Source organism: Baekduia sp. (assembly GCF_035996765.1).
Lineage (GTDB): Bacteria > Actinomycetota > Thermoleophilia > Solirubrobacterales > Solirubrobacteraceae > Baekduia.
Map to the genome: position 1 here is coordinate 99,188 of NZ_DASYJG010000061.1, position 16,323 is coordinate 115,510.

The following is a 16,323-nucleotide window of genomic DNA, read 5'->3' on the forward strand; positions in this document are numbered from 1 at the left end:
CGACCTCATGCCAACACCTCCACGCCCGGAAGCGTCTTGCCCTCGATCAGCTCGAGCGATGCGCCGCCCCCGGTGGAGAGGTGCGTCACCTGATCCTCGAGCCCGAACTGCCGCAGTGCCGCGGCGCTGTCGCCGCCGCCGACCACCGTCGTGCCAGACGCCGCCGCGACGGCCTCGGCCACCGCGCGCGTGCCGGCCGCAAACGGCGCCAGCTCGAACGCGCCCATCGGGCCGTTCCAGAAGACCGTGCCCGCCGAGGCGATGATCTCGCCGTAGGCGGCCGCCGTGCGCGGGCCCACGTCGAGGCCCATCAGGCCGTCGGGGACGTCAATGCCATCAACATCGGTGACCGGCGTCTCGGCGTCAAACGCCTCGCCACAGACGAGGTCGACCGGCAGCCGCACCTTGTCGCTACCGTCGGCCAAGACGCGCTGGGCCGGGGCGATGCCCTCTTCCTCACAGAGCGAGGCGCCCACGGAATGGCCCTGGGCCTTGAAGAACGGGAAGCACATCGCGCCGCCGATCAACACCGTGTCGGCCACCTCGAGGAACGCCTCCAAGACGCCGAGCTTGTCGGTGACCTTGGCGCCGCCGACGATCGCCACGAGCGGGCGCGGCGGGTCGGCGAGGATCCCCTGCAGCGTCTCGACCTCGCGCTGGAGCAAGAGACCGGCGGCGCTCGGCAGCAGCTCGGCGATCGCGTGCGTCGAGGCGTGCGCGCGGTGCGCGGCACCGAAGGCGTCGTTGACGTAGGCGTCGGCGAGCGCCGCGTAGCGCGCCGCCAGCTCGGGATCGTCCTTGGTCTCGCCCGGTTCGAAGCGGACGTTCTCGAGCATCACGACGTCCCCGTCAGGCACGGTGTCGAGATCCCCGGCGAGCGTGACGTCGGCGCCGAGCAGCTCGGTCAGCCGCGCTGCGACGGGCGCGAGGCTGAAGTCCAGGTCACGCCCCTTCGGCCGCCCGAGGTGGGCGGCCAGCAGGAGCCGCGCGCCACGGCGGCGCAACTCCTGCAGGGTCGGCAGCGCAGCGCGGATGCGCGCGTCGTCCCCAATAACGCCGTCTTTCAGCGGGACATTGAAGTCCACGCGCACGAAGACGCGCTTGTCCTCGAGCTCGCCGAGGTCGTCGAGGGTTCTCAAAGGACCTTCTGCGCGAGGTCGGCGAGCCGGTTCGAGTAGCCCCACTCGTTGTCATACCAGGACACGACCTTGACCAGCGAGCCCTCCATCACCGCGGTCAGCCCGCCGTCGACGATCGACGAGAACGGGTTGGTGACGATGTCGGAGGAGACGATCGGGTCGGTCGTGTACTGCAGGATCCCCGTGAGGTCGCCCGTGTCGGCCTTGCTCGCGAAGAGCTCGTTGATCTCGTCGACCGACGTCTCGCGCTCGGCCACGAAGGTCAGATCGACCATCGAGCCCGTCGGGATCGGCGCGCGCACGGCGAAGCCGTGGAGCTTGCCGTTGAGCTCGGGCAGCACGAGGCCGACGGCCTTGGCGGCGCCGGTCGAGGTCGGCACGAGGTTGACGGCGGCGGCGCGGGCGCGGCGCAGGTCGGAGTGCGGCGCGTCCTGCAAATTCTGGTCGGCCGTATAGGCGTGGATCGTCGTCATCAGGCCGTGCTTGATGCCGATCGCGTCGTTGACGACCTTGGCAAATGGCGCCAGGCAGTTGGTCGTGCACGAAGCGTTGGACACCACGTGGTGGCTGTCCTTGTCGTACTTGTCGAAGTTGACGCCCAGCACCACCGTGATGTCCTCACCGCTGGCCGGCGCCGAGATGATGACCTTCTTGGCGCCCGCGTCGAGGTGCTTGGCAGCAGCCTCCCGCTTGGTGAAGAAGCCGGTGGACTCAACGACCACGTCGACGCCCAGGTCGCCCCACGGCAGGTTGCCCGGATCGCGCTCGGCCAGGACCTTCAGCAGCTTGCCGTCAACCAGGATGCCGTCGTCTGCCACCTCGACCGTTCCGGGGTACGGGCCCAGGATCGAGTCGTACTTCAAGAGGTGTGCGAGCGTCTTTGAGTCGGTGAGGTCGTTGACGGCGACCCACTCGATGTCGGCGCCCTGGGATTGGGCGGCGCGAAAGAGGTTGCGGCCGATGCGGCCGAAGCCGTTGATGCCGACGCGTACGGGCATGTGAGGGTGTCAGTCCTTCCTGGGGGGAGGCGATCTCGGACGTCGGACCCTATCGAGCCGGTTCTGTTCAGTGCCCTCCGGCGACGACCTCGACACGCAGGCCATCGGGGTCCAAAAGGTACGCCGCGTAGTAGCGCGGGCCGTACTGTGGACGGGGTCCGGGAGCGCCGTCATCGCGTCCACCGGCCTCCAGCGCCGCGGCGTAGGCGGCGTCCACGGCCACCCGGCCGGTGGCCTGGATCGCGCAATGGCCGTAGCCCGGCGCCGGCGGCCGGCCGCGCGAGACGATCCAGAACCGCGGCTCGTGGCTGCCGTAGGCGATCGCCGCCTCGAACTCGTGGATGCGGCGGATGCCGAGGCGGGAGAAGAGCGCGTCGTAGAAGCGCGCGGAGCGGGCGAGGTCTGAGACCTCGAAGCCAACGTGGTCAAGCATGAGGTCCTTAGGGCTTGCGACCGATGTCGCGGTGCTCGATCTCGACCACCACGTCGTCGCGTGCGCCGAAGCGCTTGCCGAGATGCTCGGTGATCGCGACGGAGCGGTGGCGGCCGCCGGTGCAGCCGATGGCGACGCTGAGGTGGGCCTTGCCCTCCTCCTCGTACTGGGGCACGAGGAAGTCCAGCAGCGGCTCGAGCAAGGTGTAGAACTCGGCGAGCTTGCCCTCGCGCGCGACGTACGCGACGACCTCGGCCTCCAGCCCGGTCTTGGGCCGCAGCTCCGGCACGTAGTGCGGGTTGGGCAGGAAGCGCACGTCGAAGACGAGATCGGCGTCACGCGGCGGACCGTGCTTGAAGCCGAAGCTCTGGATCGTCAGCGCGAGGCGCCCGCGGCGATGGCGCGGCAGCAGCTCGTCGGCGATCCGGCGGCGCAGGTGCGAGGCCTTCAGCCCCGAGGAGTCGATGACGAAGTCCGAGCGGTCCCGGATCGGCCCGAGCATCGCGCGCTCGGCGGCGATGCCGGAGGCGATCGAGGACTCCGGCGCCAGCGGGTGGCGGCGGCGCGTCTCCTTGTAACGGTCCATCAGCGTGAGGTCGTCGGCGTCGAGGAAGAGCACGCGCGCGGGGAGCTCCCGCGTGTGGAGCTCGTCGAGGACGCCCTGCAGCGGCTCGAAGAACTCGCCGCCACGGACATCGGAGACGACGGCCGCGCGCTCGACCTTGGAGCCCTCGTGGGTGAAGAGCTCGACGAGCGAGCGGATCATCTCCGGGGGCAGGTTGTCCACGCAGAAGTAGCCAGCGTCCTCGAAGACAGCCATGGCGGTGGACTTGCCCGCGCCGGAGAACCCCGAGATCACCACGAGGTCCTGCAGATGCGACTCGATGGTCGTGGGTGCCGGCGTGCTGCTGACGGCCATGCCGACATCATGACGCGCGTGCCGGACCGTCCAGGTTAGGGTCCGTGCCAAGTGACCCATCGCCTGGCTCCAGGGGTGCGCGAAGCGCCCCGCCGGTTCGTGCCGCGGTTCCACTGGGAGCTGCTGGTCTGCGGGGTCGCGGGCCACGAGCTGGTCGGGTTGGATGCGCGGGAGCTGCGACCGTCGGACGCGATCGTCGCGCGGGAGATCGACGGCGTGCGCTGGCATCGCTGCCTGCGCTGCGACTCGTGGCTGGTGCTGCCGGCGCCTGATCCTGCGTCTGTCGCGCGCGAGGTCCCGCCCGAGCGCGAGGAGATCGTCCTGCCGCTGCGGGGCAAGCCGCTGCGCGACAAGATCATCCTGCGGTTGATCGCGATCAACCGCGCGCTGCACTTCGTCGGGCTGGGGCTTTTGGGGATCGCGATCCTGCTCTTCAGCGCCAACCGCGCCGACCTGCGCGATGTCGTCCTGCGGGTGATCGCCGACGTGACAGGCGAGTCGGCCGGCAACGGCGCGGCGCGCTCCGGCCACGGGCTGACGCATCGCATCGACGAGCTCTTCTCGCTGCGCTCGGCGAAGCTGCACCTCTTCGCGGCGATCGCGCTGACCTACGCGCTGATCGAGGGCATCGAGGCCGTGGGGCTGTGGTACGGCAAGCGCTGGGCCGAGTACCTCACCTTGATCGTCACCTCGTCGCTGCTGCCCGTCGAGGTCTACGAGCTCACGCAGCATGCGACGCCGTTCAAGATCCTTGCCTTGATCGTCAACGTGGCGGTCGTGGCCTACTTGTTGTATGCCAAGCGGTTGTTCGGGCTGCGCGGCGGTGCCGCCGCCGATGAGGAGCTGGCGGCGCGCGACGTGGGCTGGCCGGCGTTGGAGGCGGGGGTCCCGGAGCCCGCGCCCGCGCGCGGCTGACGGTCGTCAGCCCTGCGCCAGCGTCCGGATCGTCTTGCGCGCGCCAGGCACGCGGGCACCGGCCTCGAGCTCGATCAGCGCGGCCTCCATCGTCATCGCGACGATGAGGCGGGCGGCGACCTTGGGCGGGGTCAGGCCCATCGCCTTGACGCTCGGCTGAGCCAGGACCGCGAACTGCTCCTGGCGCTGCTCCATCGTCGTCGTGAGGTTGCCTTGGGCGCGGGTCTCGAAGACCAAGGCCTTGACCGCGCGGTTGGCGAGGCAGACGTCGAGGTAGGCGTCGATGGCGGTGAGAAGCAGCTCGCGGCCGGGTTGTAGGCCATCGACCGCTTGTGCGACCGCCTGCGTCACCCGCGCGTAGAAGCGTTGGTGCAGGGCGTCGATGAAGATCTCGCGGTCGGGGAAGTAGACGTAGAAGGTCCCTTTTGCGACGCCGGCGCGCTCGACCACGGCCGCGACGGACAGGCCGGCGAGGCCGGCGGTGTCGGCGAGCTGCTCGCCGGCGTCCAGCAGCGCTTCGCGGGTGCGGCGACCCTTGGGGGTGACCGGCTCGCTGTCGGGCGGTTGTCGCACCATCGACGACGCAGGGTACATGACGGCCTGGTCAGCTAAAGATGACTGCTCGCCTATAAATTTATGACCGGACCATCAGAAAGTCGGGTAGCGTCTCCGGTCTCATGACCTCCACCACCCCGCATCTCTGGCGCTCGGACCTGCTCGGTGCCCTTCACACCGTCGAGCTCGCGAGCCATGGCCGTCTCGAGTACTTCGAGCGCGGTGCCGGCCCGACGCTCGTCTTCGCCCACGGCTGGCTGGCCAACGCGAACCTCTGGCGCTCCGTCGTCGACGCGCTCGCGGAGGATTTCCGCTGCGTGGTGCTCGACCTCCCGCTTGGTGCCCACCGCACCCCGCTGGCCCCGGACGCCGACCTCACCCCGACCGGCTGCGGCGCGCTCATCGCCGGTGTGCTCGACGCCTTGGACCTCCACGACGTCACGCTCGTCGGCAACGACTCCGGCGGGGCCTACTCGCAGATCGCGACCGCCGGGCATCCGGAGCGCGTGGCGCGGCTCGTGCTCAACTCGTGCGAGACGCCCTACGACGCCTTCCCGCCACCGCCCTTCGACGGTCTGCCGGCCGTCGCCCGCGACAGCGCCGCGCTCGGCCAGCTCTTCGAAGCCCTGCGCGACCGCACCGTGCGTGCCGCGCCCGTCGCCTTCGGACTGCTCATCAAGCACCCGATCGACGACCTCGTCTCCGACTCCTACGCCTTGCCCTGCCTCGCCAACCTCGACGTGCTGCGCGACACCGCGAAGGTGATGTCCTCAGCCGAGTCGACGCCGGTGCACGCGGCGGGCGCAGAGCTCATCGCGCGCTTCGACCGGCCCGTCCTCTTCGCCTGGGGTCCTGAGGACCAGATCTTCCCCATCGCCCACGCGCAGCGCTACGCCGCGGCGCTCGCCGACGCGCAGGTCATCCCAATCACCGACGCCTACTCCTTCACGCCCGAAGACCAGCCCGCGGCTCTCGCCGACGAGATCAGGCGTTGCTTTCCGCCGGCGCCGGCGCCGCCCCTTCGCTGATGCCGTAGCGCCGGTGCAGGACCCGAAGCGGCTTCGGCGCCCACCAGTTGCGCTCGCCGAGCAGGCGCATGAGCGAGGGCACCAACAACGCGCGGACGATCGTGGCGTCGATCAGCACCGCGACCGTCATGCCGACGGCGATCTCCTTCATGAAGAAGATCGGGCTGACGGCGAACGCGAGGAAGACGACGGCGATCATGACCGCGGCGGCGCTGATGATCCGCCCCGTACGGGCGATGCCGGTGGCGACCGCCTCCTCGTTGGAGAGCCCGCGGTCGTGCTGCTCCTTGATCCGGGCGATGACGAGCACCGCGTAGTCGGTGGCCAACGCGAAGGTCACGGCGAAGAGGAAGACGAGGCTCGAGACCTCGATCGCGGCTGGGCCCTCGTACTGCAACGGCCCGGTGAGCCAGCCGTGTTGGAAGGCCAGGACGAGCGCGCCGAGGGTGGCGGCGAGCGTCAGCGCGTTCATGAGCAGCGTCTTGAGCGGGATCACCACCGAGCCGGTGAGCAAGAACATCAACACGAAGATGATGAGGCTGATCGCCACGACGACCACCGGCGCGTTGTGGAGCAGGCTCTGCTTCTGGTCGATGAAGCGCGCCGTGGTGCCGGAGACCAGGATCTCGGCGCCGGACGGCGGTCTCAGCGCGCGGATGGCCTTGACGGCGTCCTGCGCCGAGCGGTCGAGGGCCGGAGCGCTCAACGCGAGGTTCATGTAGGACACGGTCGCGCCGGGGCGTGCGAACGCCGTGCCGCGCACGACGCCGGGCACCGCCAGCGCCTGGCGCCGGAGGTTTGCGAGCGCAGCGGGCGTGACGGCGCCGTGGACGGCAACCGTGACCGCCTCGGTGACGCCGCGTGTGTAGTGGGCCGGTACGTACTTGGTCGCGTCATACGACGGGAGCCCGGACGAGACCGCCTGCCCGCTCGGCCCGGTCAGCACCGTCTGTGACAGCGGCGCGGCCAGGGCGAGCAGCAGGCCCATCGTCGCCAGCGCGACGAGGATCGGCCGGCGCATGACCGCGCGCGCGAGCCGCATCCAGCCGTCGGACTCATCCGAGACGGACTTCGCCGGCCGCCGGACCGACAGTGCGTTGATACGCGGCCCGAGCAGCGAGAGGAGCGCCGGCACGACGAAGAGCGCGCTGACCGCCGAGAGGATGCCGACCGCGGCACCCGCGGCGCCGACGGAGTAGAGGAAGCGCTGCGGCATCAAGATCAGCGTCGCCATCCCGCCCGCGACCGTCACGCCCGAGAAGAGCGCCGTACGCCCGGCGGTGAGCACCGTGATGCGATGAGCCTCTTCGGGCGATCTCCCGCCGTCGATCTCCTCGCGGTAGCGCGAGACCATGAGGAGTCCGTAATCCACCGCCAGCCCGAGGCTGAGCGCCGTCGCGATGTTCAGCGCGAAGAGCGACGTCCCGACGAAGATCGACATCAACCGCAGGACGAACAGGGTGCCGATGATCGACAGCACGCCGAGCAGCAGCGGCACTGCCGCGGCGACGAGGCCGCGGAAGACGAGCAGCAACAACAATGTCAACGCGGGGAACGCGATCAGCTCGGCGCGGTTGAGGTCCTTGCGCGTCTGGTCGTTGACGTCCTTGAACCCCGGCGCGTAGCCGGTCATCGACACGTCGAGCAGCGTGGAGTGCACGCGCCGGCGCGCGTCCTGTGCGGCGACGCCGCCCTTGTCCTCGATGTCGACGACGGAGAGGCCGGCCGACAGGATCATCGAGCGGCCGTCGGCCGCGACGAGGCCCTGACCCGCACGAGGCTGCGCCAGCGGGTTGACCACCCGTCCCACGTAGCGGGTCTGCGCGAGCTCCCGCGCCAGGCGCGCGACCTCAGCGCGAACCGCCGGGCTCTTGGTGTCCAGCCGGCCGCCGTCCTTCGCCCGCACGAGCACGACGATGCCCGGGTTGGGGTCACTGCCCAGCGCCTGGCGCACCACCTCGGTGGCACGCTCGCTCTCAGAGGCAGGATCGGTGAAGCCCGCAGCCTGGAGGTGGTGCTCGACGTCGTGCCCGACGACGCCGGCGACGATCGCGAAGGCCGCCACGACGAGCAGGACGAGACGTGGCCGCCGCCAGGTCAGGCCGGCGATGCGCTGGAGCAGCGACGCACTAGGCACCTCTGATGAGACAGACGTGGACCGCGGACTCGACACGACAACCCTCCCTTGGACTGCGACCCGAGTATCTATGCAGTCATACATAGTCGTCGGTGTGCGTTGCGTCACACTACCGATGGCATGGGCGTTGCGTGCGTCATCGCACACATCCACAGGTCCCTGATGAGCAGAGTCGCTCACCCGACTGCCGTGTAGCTCAGGAGGCCATCGTGCAGACCCTCATGCTTCGCCTCGACGGACTGGTCAGCCGTCGCCGTCGATTGGTCCTCGTTGCTTGGACGCTCGTCGTGCTCGCCGCCGTCCCGTTCGCCGCGCGCCAGGCCGATCACCTCAGTGGCGGCGGCTTCGATGTCCCCGGCTCGCAGTCGGTGGCCGTCCAACACGCCGTCGAGCGGGACTTCGACACCGCGCAGGGCACCACGCTGGCCGCGGTGCTCGTTCCGCGCAAGGGCGCGACGCCCGCACAGGTCCGTGACGCGATCGCCAAGGTCGGCGCAGCAGCGGGCCCGACCAAGAACGTCGACCTGCCCGCCGCGTCGCGGGCGAAGGCGCTGGCGACCGTCGACCGCGACGGCGTCCGCCCGCTGATCGTCTCGCTGCACACGCCGGTCTCTGACAGCGACGCGATCGACGTCGCCGTCGACCTGCGCAAGCGCCTCGGGATCAAGGACGCCGACGCCAACGCGCCGGTGGTGATGCACCTCGTCGGCCAGGGCGCGCTGTGGGCGGGCATGCAGGATCTCAGTAAGGAGGACCTCGCCTCGGCAGAGGGGATCGGGTTCCCCATCGTCTTGCTCATCCTGCTGGCGATCTTCGGCTCGGCGGCCGCGGCGCTGCTGCCCGTCACCCTCGGGGTGGTCGCCGTGACCGTGACCGGTGCGCTGATCTACGGGCTCTCGCTTGTGACCGGCATGAGCGTGTTCGTCACCAACATGGCGTCGATGATCGGCATCGGCGTGGCGGTCGACTACTCGCTCTTCGTGCTCGCGCGCTACCGGGAGGAGATCGCCGCCGGACAGGATCCCGACACGGCGCGGGCGACCGCGCTGGCCACCTCCGGCGTCGCGGTGGCGTTCTCGGGCCTGACCGTCATCGTCTCGCTCGCGGGGCTGTTCATCGTCGACACGATGTCGGTGCGCTCGATGGCGCTCGGCGCGATCCTCGTCGTGGCGGTCTCGGTGATCGCGGCGACGACGCTGCTGCCGGCGCTCATCTCGCTGGCGGGGCGGCGTGCCTACGAGCCGGGCTGGACCGCTGGCGTCACCTCGCGCATCGTCGGGCTCTTCAGCGGCCTGCGCCGCGGTGATCGCGATGTGCCGCGCGCCTCGTTCTGGAAGCGCTGGACGAGCGCGGTGATGCGGCGCCCGATCCTCGCGGCGGGCGGCACGGCGGCGATCCTGCTGGCGCTGGCCGTCCCCGCGCTGCAGATGGAGATGCGCAACGGCGCGCTCGCGCAGTTCCCCAGGGGCCACGAGACGCGCGTCGGCGCCGAGGCCGCGGCGCGCATCGCCGGGCCGGGCGCCTCCAGCCCGCTCGACATCGTCGCCGCGCGCGATGCCGTGCCGCGCGTGCAGGCCGTGTTGAAAGCCGACCGTGAGGTCGCGGGCGCGTCGGCGCCGGTCCTCTCCCGCGACGGCAGCAGGGTGCTCATCCGGGCCATCGCGCACCACGACGGCGAGTCCGCCGAGGTGACATCGCTGACGCGCCGGCTGCGCGACACGCTGCCCGCAGGCACGGACGTCGGCGGCGCACCCGGCTTCACCGTCGACTTCGTCGACCGCATCTCGGGCTCGCTGGGCCTGATCGCGCTCTTCGTCCTGGCGTTGTCCTACATCGTGCTTCTGTTGTTGTTGCGCTCGGTCGTGCTGCCGCTCAAGGCGGTCGTGATGAACCTGCTGTCAGTCGGCGCCGCCTACGGGGTGCTCGTCGGTGTCTTCCAGCTGGGCTGGGTCGACGGCCTCTTCGGCTTTCACTCGACGGGCTACATCGACGCGCTGACGCCGCCGCTGGTGCTGGCGATCGTCTTCGGTTTGTCGATGGACTACGAGGTCTTCCTGCTCAGCCGGATCCGCGAGCGCTGGGTCGCCACCGGCGACCCCCGCGGCTCGGTCGCCGAGGGCCTCCAGGCCAGCGCCCGCACGATCACGAGCGCGGCGCTCATCATGGCCTCGGTCTTCGCCGTCTTCGTCGGCACGGGCGTCCCGTCGATTCAACAACTAGGACTTGGCTGTGCCGTCGCCATCATCATCGACGCCACGCTCGTGCGGTTGATCCTGGTGCCCGCGACCATGGAGCTGCTCGGCCGCTGGAACTGGTGGCTTCCGAGCCGCCTGGCGCGCGTGCTGCCGGATGTGGCGATCGAGACGGCACCGGCGCCTGCGGCGGGCTGAGGCCGACTCTTCGTCACGAGTTGCGAGGACTTCGCTCCGAGTTCGTAGCGAAGTCCTCGCAACTCGGTGACAACGCCTGGCACCGGCGAAACCCGATGACACGATCCGAGGGTGTCCTGGCCTCCGATCGTCGGCGACCGGCTCCCGCGAGCCGCCGAGGCGTTCGGGATCACCGAGAAGCTCGTGACCTACAGTCTCAACATCGATCATCCGGACGGGGGTCCCAAGGCCAAGGGCTTTGAGCAGATCCTTGGAATCACCCTCGCCGACGTCGATCATCTCGCCAAAACGCTGTGCAGAGAAGTGCTCGACGCCGTCATCACCAATGTACGCGACAACGCACCGTTCGGATTCGTCTGTGGAGTCCGCCTGCCGGTCACCGGACTCCGGGAGAGAAGCGATCGCGTTATCGTCATCCAGACCGCTTGGCATCTAGAACATGCAGACGATCGTCCGCGGCTGGTTACGGCCTACATCAGCGGCTAACCTCAGTTCACGATGACACGGGTCGAGCATGAGATCTCCGAGCACGACGTGGTGGCCCTGCGTGAGCCGTTCGACAATCGCCCGGCCGGTACCGTCGGCACGGCCGTGAGCGACTACCACCTCGGCATGTTCCTCGTCGAGTTCACCGACCCCGATCGCGAGTTCTTGGACAACATCGTCCCGGTACCCGCCGACCAGCTCATTCTTCAGCAGCGCTGGCCGGCGTAGCGCTCTAGTACGGAGCAGACCTATCTGGTCAGGACGCGGTGCGCCGACGGCGCGCGGCGAGCGTGTGCTCGATGAGCTGGATGAAGACGTCGTCGTCCTTCTCGGCCGCCATGAGGTTGGCGAGCGCGGCGATCTGGAAGCGGCTCAGGTGCCGCAACGCGAAGGCGTGGATGGCTGCGGCGAGGAAGAACTGGCGACGGCCGTCGACCCACCCGGCCGGGAGCAGCCCGGCCGTCTCCCACTCGCGAACCTGCTTGGGGGTGGTGCCGGTGAGCGTCGCGAGCTCGGTGACGTTGACCGGGTAGTCGCGCCGCTCCTCGCCGGGCTGCTCCTGACCACCCAGGCGGCGCCACGGCTCATGAGCGAGCAGCAGCTCCTCCTCGGTGAGACGGTCGTAAAGGCCGAACTGCCCAGCGAGCGGAAGGTGGAGATCGATGTCGTCGGAGGTGGCGTAGAGCAGCTCCCTGCCGATGGGGTCCACCGGCTCCGGCGACTCCAACAAGGCACGCTGCGCGTCATCGAGCTCGTGACCGAACGTCTGCGCCCAGTGGGCGATGCGCCATCGTCCTCGCAGGTCCAGCGCGAGGTCGTCGGCAAATCCTTCGACATACCGATCGCCAAGGACGTAGCCGGCCTGCTGGCCGTGCAGGGTCGGCCATGGGAGATCGATGCGGGTGGCTGGCAAGGATGAGGACTTGGGCATGGCGAGCTTCACAGCCTACCGGACCCTTCCCTTTGAAGGTTAGGGCTGACCATCGCCGGCCAACATGCGCAGCTGGATGGAGTCGAAGCAGGCCCGGGAATGCCGCCACCGGTTGCCGTCCCGCTCCGCGAAGCCGATGATCTGATCGGGCAGTTGGACGAGCGAGCCCGGGTCGGCGCGAAGCAGCATGCCATCACGAGTATCGGGGTCGCTGAGGAGCACGATGGCGGGATGAGCGAGCAGGACCACCGCCGCCTGCAACCGGTCGCGCTCGTGAAAGGCGCCGTCGAGCAACCGGCGCGCCAGGTTCTCCTCGGTCAGCGCACCCGGTTGGTATGGGCAGACGTAGATCCCTGCACGGCCGTCGACCCGCGGGGCACCGACCCTGAAGGTGCCCTCACGAACGATCGTGCGTGCAACTCTCGGCGAGGTGTAGTGGAACCAGTACGCCTCGGGGCCGGGTCGATTCCAGAGCAGCGCAGCGGCGTAGTTGTCCAAGAGCTCGTGCGGCACTAAGGCGGCGACCGTAGTAGGCCATTGCCTTGATCCCGCGATCCGTGCCGATGTTGATGCACAGGCGTAACGCCCTTGCTGCACTCGACACAAAGACGAGGTCCTTTGCCCGAATCAAAGGACCGCTGACGCGGCCCTGGGGAGCTTGCGAGCAGACGACGAGGGGGCGAAACCAGACCACCAGAGTCCGTCCGCCCCACCGATTAGGCTCTGCCTACATCAATAAAAAGTGCCCCCGCGCCGGTACGAACGGCCGGGGGCGTGACCCAAAGGAGCATGAACTCCCATGAGCACCCCGCAGCGTACCCACGCCCGCGTGATCACCGTCGATCGCGAGACCGCCGATGTCCTTCGGCTCGAGGCCAAGAAGGTCATGGACCTCGGCCACGAGTTGTTCGAGGACTTCCTCCTCTACGGGCCCCAGGCCCAGTACACGCTGGCGATGCGCTTCTGCGCAGCAACAGCGCTCATCACCGCCGTCGGGTGGGACCCCGACCAGGTCGACCCCGAGGTCGAGACGTTCGAGATCCCGTTGACCGATGACCTCGTCGAGCAGTTGCGCCATCGCCGCTACGACCTGGCGCGCTGCAACAACGACCGCCTCGACGGCCTGCCGGTCGACAAGCCGATAGACCCCGAGCTTCTCGCCGAGATCACCGTCGATCGCCTCGCCGCCCAGGTCCTGGACCGGCTGTTCGGCGTCTACGCCAGGGCCGTCAAGGGCTGAGCCGGCGTCCCCGGGTCGCGGCGTGATCCGCGACCCGGGTGTGCCGTCGTTCCTACTTGGTGGTCTTGCGTGCCTTGGCGGGTCCGGTCGGGTCGAAGGAGACCGTGACCTTGCCGGGCTTGCCCTTGGTGCGCTTGGCGGTGATCGTCGCAACCGTCGACTTGCTGATGGTCTTGGTCGTCTTCTTGATGCCCTTGCCCGACACGGTGATCTTGCCGGCGCCGAGGCCGCCGACCTTGATCGCCACGCTGGTCTTGCCGATCGTCTTGCGGATGATTTTCAGCGGGCAGGCCGGGGTGCTCAGCGTGAGTGAGGCATCGGCGGTCTTGCCGTTCTGGCCATCGGCCTGACGGGTGGCGATCTGGGTGGACTTGCAGATGTCGGTGCCCGAGACGACGAGGATGCCGTGCTTGCCGCCGTCGATGTCCAGCGTGAAGTCCGACACCGGGGCGTCGGGGAGGTTGTCGAACGTGCTCACCAGATGGTTGTCGACGACATTCGACGTGCCGGTGACCGTGAGCCGCAGCCCGTTCTGGCCCGTCAGCGGGATCACCAGCTTGGGCAGGGTCCGGATCTCCCGCCCGGACTTGGGGTCCTTGCGGATGTTCTTGACGAAGTACACCGGCCCGGTCAGCGGCTGATCGAGGATCGGCGACTTGGCCGTGGCGGTGCCGACGATGCTGCCCTTCGGACAGGTCGGGTCGACCTTGGACCCGTCGGTGAACTCACACAACGACTGCGCGTTATCCGGATCCAAGGCCAGCGACAGCGGTAGCGTGACGGTGACCTTCTTGTTATTGGCCTGCCCCACCGGCTGGGTTAGCACCGCATGCACACCAGGGTGCTTGTCGTCGGTCGTCTGGCCCTTGCCCGTCAGGCTGATCGCCAGCTTCGGCGCGTAGGTCAGATCGCCACAGCCCCCGACGCTAAACGGCGCCGACAGATCGGCCAACGTGCCGCTGGTCGACACCAGTTGGGCCTGGATCTGCTTAGCCGCACAACTCGTCGGGTTCAACGTGAAGTCGGGCCGATCGAGGGTGACGTCGACGCGGCGGACCCGTAGCGGGATCCCTTGCAGGATCGTCGGGAACGGATCTGAGGTCGCGGTGACGTGCGCGTCGATCGGATCAATCTCCAGCTTCTGACGCACCACGACGTTGCCGAGGTCAAACGGGCCGGCCTTGGCCGGAACCACGACCGCCAGACCGTACGGCCCACCCTTATACGGGCCGGTCAGATATGCCTTGCCGGGCAAGAACAGCGGTGCGCTACCCGCGCCGGACCCCGCGGTAACAGAACCGATCTGGCTCGCCTCTGGACAGGTGCCGGCAACGGCATCCGTGTCCGAGCACAACGCCACCCCGGCGACCTTGGCCAGCAGGCCGGTTGGCAGCGTAGCCTTCAGTCCGGCCAGCTCCTCGTCCTGATCTGAGCGCGAGAAGGAGAGCACGAACGGCGAGAACGCTCCGGCCTGCGTGTTCTTGGTCCCCGCCGTAAAGGCCGGATGGAAACCGTTCACACACCCCGACGTGATGTCGAAGCTATCGGTCCTGGTGACCGGCACCGTCCCGCTCCACGGCGTCAATTCCGCGGTCGCGGTGTAGGTGCCGCAGGCCTGCGGGGTGGCAATCGCACCTCGCGGCCCACCGAAGAAATCAACCTTCAAATCACTGAACGGCAACTGCGGGTTGTTGTCAAAGGTCGTCTTGAGCTGCCCCGTCACCGGATCAGGCTCAACATGACCCGCCACCTTGACCACGACACCTGTCTGGGGATCGTCAACCGCGATGTAGATCGCCAACAACGAGTTGAATGGGTTGTCGTTCTGCCTAGCGATGTACACCCCGCCCTTGACCGGATGATCGAGCAACGGCGTATCGATCTCCACCGACCCGACCTTCGACGCATCCGGACACCTCGCCGCACCCGGACCGGTCAAATCGATCTGCGCCGGACTACACGCCTCAAGCCCATCCGCCGCCGCCGGATTGACCGAGAACCCAGCCGGCAACGTCACCACCGCCTTCCTCAGATCGGCTTCGCCCAGCGCGTCCGCGTTGTCGCTCTGCGGGAGATGGAGGTCGACGTTGAGACCGGCGGGCGCATCGGCCGAGACCGTATCCGGGCGGACCATGACCGTCGGACTGAAGTCAAGGCGGTTGCAGCCGTCCGCACCGACCGGATGGCCCGAGGCGTCATGGCTCACGAAGCTGCTGGTGACCCAAGCCGGATCGGAAAGATCTGGCGAACCATCCGGCTTGACCCGACCAGGTTGCACCCATTGGTCGGTCGCGATGGACACCGTCTGAGGGCCAGAGCAAGATGTCGGCAGGGTCAGGAACGGCTCTACGGGCAGGTCGAACGAGTTCGGGCTGTCAAAGGACGAAGAGCCATCGCACGTGTTGAAGGTCGGGTAGCTGCTGTCGTGCTGCAGGTCGAGACAGCGCTGAATGTCGTGGACAGGATCGCCCGGGACGCCCCAGAGGCTGAGGGTCGCGCCGGTCAGCGGCAGCGCGGAGGAGATCTGGTGCAGGGTGGTCGAGATGCCGTAGTCAGAGCCCGTGCGCAGCTTGGTTCCGATCAGGACATTGACACCCAGGATGTCGAAGCCGAACTCGGCCGGCTGCCCCCGCGGCGGCTGCATGTTGAAGACCGCCGCGGGAATCGGCACGATCCCGGACCCCTGCGTGAGCAACGCGACGGTGGTGCCGATCTGGGAGCTGGCCGGACAGCTGTTCGTATGGCTGTCCCCGACATCGGAGGTGCTGAGTTGGGTGACGGTGCAGGTGCTGATCGCGGTCGGGTTGCCGACCAACCCCGGGGGGACGTCGACCTGAATATCGCGGGGACTGCCGTCGGGGGCGGGCTGTCCTTGCCGGTTGACCGTCGCGTTGAAGTTGATGGTGGTGGTGATGGCGAAGGGGTGCGAGCCGGCCTGCGTGGCGGTCGAGCCATCCTGGTTGGTGACCGAGCCGTCAAAGCCGGCGGCGCCGGGGAGCAGGCCGAAGTCCGCCCACGCCGACGAGGCGCCGGCGAGAGAGAGCCAGACGCACGCGAGCAGCAGCGAAGCCGCAACGCGTCGCAACCTCCACGGACCGCCGTGCTCTGTGTTCATGCTCGTGGTCGTCGCGTCAGTAGTCGTCATGGCGTTG

The 16,323-nt window shown here is 68.6% G+C and carries 15 protein-coding genes; 6 read left to right on the forward strand and 9 right to left on the reverse strand.

The window, feature by feature from the left end; translation table 11 throughout:
• Positions 1–5: 5 nt before the first annotated feature.
• From VGO10_RS13985 to rapZ, 4 genes are all read right to left on the reverse strand, one after another.
• The gene (locus VGO10_RS13985) at positions 6–1,139 is read right to left on the reverse strand and encodes a phosphoglycerate kinase (RefSeq protein ID WP_327469321.1); all 1,134 of its coding nucleotides are present in this window, start codon (positions 1,137–1,139) and stop codon (positions 6–8) included.
• Positions 1,136–2,137 carry a type I glyceraldehyde-3-phosphate dehydrogenase gene (gap, locus tag VGO10_RS13990; RefSeq protein WP_327469323.1) on the reverse strand — a complete coding sequence of 334 codons (1,002 nt, stop codon included), beginning with the start codon at positions 2,135–2,137 and terminating at the stop codon, positions 1,136–1,138. The genes VGO10_RS13985 and gap overlap by 4 nt, the downstream gene beginning before the upstream one ends.
• A gap of 67 nt (positions 2,138–2,204) precedes the next feature.
• The gene (locus VGO10_RS13995) at positions 2,205–2,570 is read right to left on the reverse strand and encodes a VOC family protein (RefSeq protein WP_327469325.1); all 366 of its coding nucleotides are present in this window, start codon (positions 2,568–2,570) and stop codon (positions 2,205–2,207) included.
• A gap of 7 nt (positions 2,571–2,577) precedes the next feature.
• Positions 2,578–3,489: an RNase adapter RapZ gene (gene rapZ, locus VGO10_RS14000; RefSeq protein WP_327469327.1), complete on the reverse strand. Its 912-nt coding sequence runs from the start codon at positions 3,487–3,489 to the stop codon at positions 2,578–2,580.
• 51 nt (positions 3,490–3,540) lie between these two features.
• Here rapZ and VGO10_RS14005 point away from each other — a divergent pair, with 51 nt between their 5' ends.
• Positions 3,541–4,404 carry a DUF2127 domain-containing protein gene (locus VGO10_RS14005; RefSeq protein WP_327469329.1) on the forward strand — a complete coding sequence of 288 codons (864 nt, stop codon included), beginning with the start codon at positions 3,541–3,543 and terminating at the stop codon, positions 4,402–4,404.
• 6 nt (positions 4,405–4,410) lie between these two features.
• On the opposite strand, the gene VGO10_RS14010 is transcribed toward VGO10_RS14005, so the two are convergent.
• Positions 4,411–4,980, reverse strand: coding sequence for a TetR/AcrR family transcriptional regulator (locus VGO10_RS14010; protein WP_327469331.1), 570 nt, complete (start codon positions 4,978–4,980; stop codon positions 4,411–4,413).
• 101 nt (positions 4,981–5,081) lie between these two features.
• On the opposite strand from VGO10_RS14010, the gene VGO10_RS14015 reads away from it, so the two are divergent.
• Positions 5,082–5,987 carry an alpha/beta hydrolase gene (locus VGO10_RS14015; protein ID WP_327469333.1) on the forward strand — a complete coding sequence of 302 codons (906 nt, stop codon included), beginning with the start codon at positions 5,082–5,084 and terminating at the stop codon, positions 5,985–5,987.
• On the opposite strand, the gene VGO10_RS14020 is transcribed toward VGO10_RS14015, so the two are convergent.
• Positions 5,944–8,124, reverse strand: coding sequence for an MMPL family transporter (locus VGO10_RS14020; protein WP_327469335.1), 2,181 nt, complete (start codon positions 8,122–8,124; stop codon positions 5,944–5,946). The two genes, VGO10_RS14015 and VGO10_RS14020, sit on opposite strands and share 44 nt — an antisense overlap.
• A gap of 209 nt (positions 8,125–8,333) precedes the next feature.
• Between VGO10_RS14020 and VGO10_RS14025 the strand changes: the two genes are divergently transcribed.
• The 3 genes from VGO10_RS14025 (at position 8,334) to VGO10_RS14035 (ending at position 11,228) form a co-directional block, all read left to right on the forward strand.
• Positions 8,334–10,514 carry an MMPL family transporter gene (locus VGO10_RS14025; RefSeq protein ID WP_327469337.1) on the forward strand — a complete coding sequence of 727 codons (2,181 nt, stop codon included), beginning with the start codon at positions 8,334–8,336 and terminating at the stop codon, positions 10,512–10,514.
• 111 nt (positions 10,515–10,625) lie between these two features.
• On the forward strand, positions 10,626–11,000 hold the full coding sequence (locus VGO10_RS14030; RefSeq protein WP_327469339.1) for a DUF6883 domain-containing protein: 375 nt from the start codon (positions 10,626–10,628) through the stop codon (positions 10,998–11,000).
• Between the two features lie 12 nt (positions 11,001–11,012).
• On the forward strand, positions 11,013–11,228 hold the full coding sequence (locus VGO10_RS14035) for a DUF4926 domain-containing protein (RefSeq protein WP_327469341.1): 216 nt from the start codon (positions 11,013–11,015) through the stop codon (positions 11,226–11,228).
• Between the two features lie 28 nt (positions 11,229–11,256).
• On the opposite strand, the gene VGO10_RS14040 is transcribed toward VGO10_RS14035, so the two are convergent.
• Positions 11,257–11,931, reverse strand: a complete 675-nt coding sequence (locus tag VGO10_RS14040; RefSeq protein WP_327469343.1) for a hypothetical protein — start codon at positions 11,929–11,931, stop codon at positions 11,257–11,259.
• A gap of 39 nt (positions 11,932–11,970) precedes the next feature.
• Positions 11,971–12,429 (reverse strand): hypothetical protein, encoded by a 459-nt coding sequence (locus tag VGO10_RS14045; RefSeq protein WP_327469345.1) that lies wholly within the window; start codon positions 12,427–12,429, stop codon positions 11,971–11,973.
• Between the two features lie 301 nt (positions 12,430–12,730).
• Between VGO10_RS14045 and VGO10_RS14050 the strand changes: the two genes are divergently transcribed.
• On the forward strand, positions 12,731–13,171 hold the full coding sequence (locus VGO10_RS14050) for a hypothetical protein (protein ID WP_327469347.1): 441 nt from the start codon (positions 12,731–12,733) through the stop codon (positions 13,169–13,171).
• Positions 13,172–13,223: 52 nt separating this feature from the next.
• Here VGO10_RS14050 and VGO10_RS14055 read toward each other — a convergent pair whose 3' ends face one another.
• On the reverse strand, positions 13,224–16,316 hold the full coding sequence (locus VGO10_RS14055) for a hypothetical protein (RefSeq protein WP_327469349.1): 3,093 nt from the start codon (positions 16,314–16,316) through the stop codon (positions 13,224–13,226).
• Positions 16,317–16,323: the final 7 nt, after the last annotated feature.

What these genes read in the sequence shown, in the direction of transcription:
- VGO10_RS14040 (WP_327469343.1), bottom strand. Translation starts at nt 11,931, where the DNA reads ATGCCCAAGTCCTCATCCTTGCCAGCCACCCGCATCGATCTCCCATGG.
- VGO10_RS13995 (WP_327469325.1), bottom strand. Translation starts at nt 2,570, where the DNA reads ATGCTTGACCACGTTGGCTTCGAGGTCTCAGACCTCGCCCGCTCCGCG.
- VGO10_RS14050 (WP_327469347.1), top strand. Translation starts at nt 12,731, where the DNA reads ATGAGCACCCCGCAGCGTACCCACGCCCGCGTGATCACCGTCGATCGC.
- VGO10_RS14015 (WP_327469333.1), top strand. Translation starts at nt 5,082, where the DNA reads ATGACCTCCACCACCCCGCATCTCTGGCGCTCGGACCTGCTCGGTGCC.
- rapZ (WP_327469327.1), bottom strand. Translation starts at nt 3,489, where the DNA reads ATGGCCGTCAGCAGCACGCCGGCACCCACGACCATCGAGTCGCATCTG.
- gap (WP_327469323.1), bottom strand. Translation starts at nt 2,137, where the DNA reads ATGCCCGTACGCGTCGGCATCAACGGCTTCGGCCGCATCGGCCGCAAC.
- VGO10_RS14035 (WP_327469341.1), top strand. Translation starts at nt 11,013, where the DNA reads ATGACACGGGTCGAGCATGAGATCTCCGAGCACGACGTGGTGGCCCTG.
- VGO10_RS14055 (WP_327469349.1), bottom strand. Translation starts at nt 16,316, where the DNA reads ATGACGACTACTGACGCGACGACCACGAGCATGAACACAGAGCACGGC.
- VGO10_RS14010 (WP_327469331.1), bottom strand. Translation starts at nt 4,980, where the DNA reads ATGGTGCGACAACCGCCCGACAGCGAGCCGGTCACCCCCAAGGGTCGC.